4 protein-coding genes are annotated in these 4,623 nt (G+C 66.1%); 3 read left to right on the top strand and 1 reads right to left on the bottom strand.

The annotated features are described in order from the left end of the window. Together DBR23_RS31025 and DBR23_RS18555 are read left to right on the top strand one after the other, a co-directional pair. A partial coding sequence (locus DBR23_RS31025) for a helix-turn-helix domain-containing protein (RefSeq protein ID WP_233250551.1) occupies positions 1-661 on the top strand: 661 nt, incomplete at its 5' end. A gap of 158 nt (positions 662-819) precedes the next feature. Continuing rightward, a complete protein-coding gene (locus tag DBR23_RS18555; protein ID WP_108499198.1) occupies positions 820-1,785 on the top strand; it encodes a class I SAM-dependent methyltransferase in 966 nt (321 codons plus the stop codon). Between the two features lie 9 nt (positions 1,786-1,794). Here DBR23_RS18555 and DBR23_RS18550 read toward each other — a convergent pair whose 3' ends face one another. Beyond that, complete coding sequence (locus DBR23_RS18550) at positions 1,795-2,298, bottom strand: flavodoxin family protein (RefSeq protein ID WP_108499197.1); 504 nt, start codon at positions 2,296-2,298, stop codon at positions 1,795-1,797. 152 nt (positions 2,299-2,450) lie between these two features. Here DBR23_RS18550 and DBR23_RS18545 point away from each other — a divergent pair. Further along, positions 2,451-4,623 (top strand): PAS domain S-box protein (locus DBR23_RS18545; protein ID WP_108499196.1); only part of this gene is annotated, 2,173 nt, incomplete at its 3' end.

Below are 4,623 nucleotides of genomic sequence, written 5' to 3'. Positions count from 1 at the left end.
GGTGTTTGCGCCGTCCATCGTGCTGCAGTCCAGCGAGAGTGGGGCAAGGACGGCCGATGTGGCCGAGGTGGCCTGGCAGCGGGAGCGAACCTGGCAGCGTGACGGTGCCCTGTGGACCACCGCATCCCTGCAGGACACCCTGGCCGCCATGCTGGACCTGCTGGCCCAGACACCGGCGGCCGAGCTGGCGCAGGCCGCATCGCACGCGCTGCTTTTTGACCCGCAGCGCCAGCTGACCGCCACCACCGCCATGGAGACCCCCACGGGCAACCCGCTGGCTGCGGGCGCACTGGAGCAGGCGCGGCGCTGGCTGCAGGACCACCGCAACGAGCCCTACAGCCTGCAGGCCACGGCCCGCGCCGCCGCCACCAGCCCGCGCACATTGCTGCGCTGGTTTGCCCAGGTGCATGGCGAAACACCTCAGGACTACCTGCACCGGCTGCGCATTGCCCAGGCCCAGGCGCTGCTGCAGACCACCTACCTCACGGTGGACGATGTGGCGCAGCAATGCGGCTACAACGACACGGGCAGTTTTCGCAAGGTGTTCACCCGCGTGGCCGGGGTGACGCCAGGGGCGTACCGCCAGCGCTTCAAGCTGCGCACATCGCGCAAGCAGTGGTTGGGGCGGCAGGGGCTGCCTGGCACCGACGGGCCGGCGTAGCCGGGCCCACGGCAATTCGCTGTCTCTGGTGGGTGTCTGCGCCAGTGCTGGCGGCGATAATGCTCAATTGCTATTGAATCAATAGCTGCCCAGGCATGCTGGACTAGCGCATCGTGCCGTTTTGATTCTGAAATTGTTTTTTGTCAGCCCTTTTCTCCATGCAAGCCCTGCTCGACGCCATTGCCTCCATGCCCCTGCCCACCGACGCCCAGCGCGTCTTCCACGGCCGGGGTGGGCTGTTCCCGGGCTGCGAGCAGTGGGTGCTGGATGCGTATCCGCCAGTGTTCGTGCTGACGAGCTTTGCACCAGCCAGCGACGCTGAGCTGGAGACCATCGGCGCGGCGTTGCAGGCACGCTGGTCCCAGATTGCCCCGGAAGGCCAGCCGCTGAACTGGGTCTTCCAGCACCGGGGCGAGGCCTTGCGCATCGAGGGGCGCAGCGAAACCCGCCTGATGGCAGGGGCGGTGCCCGACCCCCATGTGGTCACCGAAGCGGGCGTGCGCTACCGCGTGCATGTGCTGCGCGGCCAGAACCACGGCCTGTTTCTGGACATGGCCGCAGGCCGCCAATGGGTGCGCAACTACGCCGCAGCGCGCAGTGCAGACCGCTACGGGCTCAAGGTGCTGAACCTGTTTGCCTATACCTGTGCGTTTTCGGTGGTGGCGCTGCAGGCGGGCGCCAAACAGGTGGTCAACGTGGACATGAGCCACGGCGCCATCGGCATCGGGCAGCAGAACCACCAGCTCAACGGCATCACCACGGGCGCCGCCTTTTTGCCGCACGATATCTTCAGCAGCTGGGGCAAGATCAACCGCAGCGGCCCTTACGGCCTGGTCATCGTGGACCCGCCCAGCTACCAGAAGGGCAGCTTTGTCGCCACCAAGGACTACGCCCGCCTGATGCGCCGGCTGCCCGACCTGCTGGCCCCCGGCGGCCACGCGCTGTTGTGCCTCAATGCTCCCGAGCTGGGCTTGGCCTTCTTGCAGGACCAGATGCAGGAGCTGGCGCCCGATCTGCGGTTTGTGGAGCGCGTGGCCAATCCACCCGTGTTTGCCGACGTGGAGCCGGAGCGGGCGCTGAAGGTGCTGGTGTACCAGGCGCCTGAGCTGGCGGCGCCGGCCTGAGAACCTGTTCTAGAACACCCCGATCCCCAACCCTGCCGCCATGGCCTCACCCAGCGCCCGGCAGCGCTCCAGGTCGGCCGATGCAATCTGTTTGGGGGCCAGGATGGCTTCGGGCGTTTGCGCGTGGGTGCAGACAATCAGCGGGTCCGCCACGGGCCGCAGACGCCAGCCCGTGGCGATGCGTGCGATCTGGCGGGCGGCATTGGTTCCGTCGCTGCCAGCGCAGACCAGGGTGGCGTAGGGGCGGCCATTGATCTGGTCGAGCGCCGCATAGTAGGTGCGGTCAAAAAAATCCTTGAGCAGGCCGCTGACAGCTGCAAGGTTTTCTGGGGTGGCAAACAGATAGCCGTCCGCCGCCAGCACATCGGCGGCCTGGGCCTGTGGCGCGTGCAGCAAGCGCACCGCCACACCGCTATCGGCCGCTGCTGCGCCTGCGCAGGCCGCGTCCACCATCTGCCGGGTGCCGCCGGTGTGGGAGTGGTAGACGATCAGCAGGGTTTTGGCAGCGGTCATGGGGGCAGCATAGAGGCAGCGGCACTGGCAGCGAAGCAGGGCGCGTCACCGAACGGGTTTCTACCACCCTGCAGCGTTGCCGGGCGGCGACTTGCACAGCGCTTTCGATGCCAGAATCGACGGCTGTCAAACACTGAAATGCCCGCTGCCTCATGACCCTGATGCCTGCTGTGTCTTCATGGCTGCAGACCACACGCTCGCGGCTGACCTTGCTGTTTGGCGGTACGGCCGTCCTGGCGGGGTTGGCGATTGGCTTGGTGGCCGACCAGGTGCTGACGCGGCACCTGACCGAGCTGAGTGGCCAATCACTGGTCAGTGCCAGCCAGCCCATCGCGCTGGCGCTGGCCCAGGGCATGCAAGAGCGTGAGCGCGAGATCGCGTTGCTCAGCTACCTGCCCATGCTGACCCGTGACGACGGCTACGCACCCCAACTGCAGGCGCACCTGGAGCAAATCCGCCAGTCCTACCCGTTTTACTCATGGATTGGCGTGACCGACGCGCAGGGCGTGGTGCAGGTGTCCACCGGCAACCTGCTGCGGGGACAAAACGTGTCGCAGCGCCCCTGGTTCAGCGCGGGCCAGCAAGGACCCTATGTGGGCGATGCCCACGATGCGGTGTTGCTGGATAAACTGCTGCGCGCACCCGGCAGCCCGGTGCCTCTGCGGTTCATGGACTATGCGTCGCCCGTCCGGGGACAGGACTCGGTACTCAAAGGCGTGGTGTCGGCCCATGTGAACTGGGCCTGGGTGCAGGACATCATTCGCCGCGCCACACCGCAGTCCCCGATGACAGGCGGGCTGGAGGTTCTGCTGGTGAACAAGGATGGCGTCATCAACACCGCAGGCGCGGTCGAGCAGGCCCGTGCGGCGCTGCCCATCCTTCCGTCGCAGGGTACGTTCCAGGTCATGTCCTGGGGCGATGACCCCAAGGAGACCTACCTGACTGCCGTGGTGCCGGTACGCGCACAGACGGTCACGGACCTGGGCTGGATGCTGGTCACGCGGCAGCCGCTGGAGATGGCGCTTGCGCCCATCAACCGCTTGCACACGCTGCTCGCGCTGCTGCTGGGGCTGATGGCGGCCCTGCTGGTAGCTCTGGCCTACTGGGCGGCGCGGCGCTTTAGCCAGCCCGTGGAGCGGCTGGCCGAGGCGGCTCGCCAGGTGCAGGCCTCGGGCCAGGTGGCGGCGCTTGATTTTGAAATGGACACGGTGGAGTTCCAGCATCTGCGCTCCGCCCTGCAGAACATGACCCAGGGCCTGATAGATGGCAAGGCCGCGCTGGAGCAGGCCAACGCCGAGCTGGAGCATCGCGTGATCGAGCGCACCCAGGCCCTGCAGCAAAGCGAGCAGCGCTACCTTTCGATTCTCGAAGACCAGACCGAGATCATCTGCCGCTTTGACGCTAACAACCGCATGACGTTTGTGAACGATGCGTTCTGCAGGCTCTTTCATCTTCGCCGCGAGGATGTGCTGGGGCGGGTATGGTCGCCCATCGTGTACCCGGATGATTTGCCCTTGGTCACACAAAAGCTCGCCGCCATCCACCCTCGCAATCCGGTGGTGGTGATCGAAAACCGCGTGGTGTCGGGCGATGGTTCCATCCGCTGGTGCCAGTTCAGCAACCGTGCGCTGTTTGACGATTCCGGGCAGCTGGTGGAATGGCAGTCTGTGGGGCGCGACATCACCGAGCGCCGCCAACTGGAGGCCGAGCTGGCACAGGCCTCAGAACAATTCCAGGACCTGTATGACCACGCGCCCTGCGGGTACTACGCGCTGGACCGCCAGGGCAAATATGTGCACCTGAACCTGCTCACCCTGCAGTGGCTGGGCCTGCCGCGCGAGGAGGTCATCGGCAAGCTGGGCCCCGCGGACTTTTTTGATGACGAGGGCAAGGCGCTGTTCACCGCGTGTTTTCCGGTGTTCTTGCAGACGGGCAAGATCGGACCGCTGGAGTTCAACCTGTGTGGCCGTGGCGGCGTCCAGCGGCGGGTGAGCGTGTCGTCCACCGCCATCCTTAATGCGCAGGGCGACTATGTGATGAGCCGCTCCATCATGTACGACGTGAGCGAGCTGCACGCCGCGCGCCAGCAACTGCACACGCTGAACCTGGAGCAGCAGGCGATGCTGGACAACGACCTGATCGGCATCGCCAAGGTCAAGGACCGTGTCATCGTCTGGCGCAACCCCGCGCTGGAGCGCATCTTTGGTTATGCGCCCGGCACGCTGCAGGGGCGCACGACGGAAGAGATGTACGTCGACCAGGAGGACTTTCTGGCCTTTGGCCGCGATGCCTACGCGGTGCTGGCTTCCGGCCAGCACTACCGGC

The organism is Acidovorax sp. HMWF018, assembly GCF_003061035.1.
Classification (GTDB): Bacteria; Pseudomonadota; Gammaproteobacteria; order Burkholderiales; family Burkholderiaceae_C; genus Acidovorax; species Acidovorax delafieldii.
The sequence above is the reverse complement of the archived record's forward strand: the minus strand, read 5'-3'. Positions and strand labels throughout refer to the sequence as shown.

Coding starts and splice junctions, on each gene's coding strand:
- DBR23_RS18555 (WP_108499198.1), top strand. CDS start 820: ATGCAAGCCCTGCTCGACGCCATTGCCTCCATGCCCCTGCCCACCGAC.
- DBR23_RS18550 (WP_108499197.1), bottom strand. CDS start 2,298: ATGACCGCTGCCAAAACCCTGCTGATCGTCTACCACTCCCACACCGGC.